The organism is Aquimarina sp. AWH4_224 (assembly GCF_056160245.1).
Genome location: NZ_JBSWWU010000089.1, coordinates 1 through 261 on the forward strand (window position 1 = coordinate 1; position 261 = coordinate 261).

The 261-nt window shown below is 30.3% G+C and carries 1 protein-coding gene; it reads right to left on the minus strand.

Features of this window, described 5'->3' with window-relative positions:
- The coding region (locus tag ACXAGJ_RS24825; RefSeq protein WP_474843908.1) for a DUF3144 domain-containing protein at positions 1 to 208 on the minus strand (208 nt) is incomplete at its 3' end.
- Between the last annotated feature and the right edge of the window lie 53 nt (positions 209 to 261).

The following is a 261-nucleotide window of genomic DNA, read 5'->3' on the forward strand; positions in this document are numbered from 1 at the left end:
CAAAATATTCAATCGTTTCATCTTTGCCTTGATTCATTTCTTCTCCTGTATTCCAACCACATGCACTTAACCAAGCATTAAAACGGGCTGTACTATACATCATTGAAGCACTAACCTTACCTCTATCAATTGATTTTAGTTGTTCATTTGATAGATTTATATGCTCATCTGCACGATCGTAAAAACCATTATCAATTTCATTATTCATATCACAAATTTAGTATCTAACTTTTTTTATTAATAAGCTTATCTTCATCATTG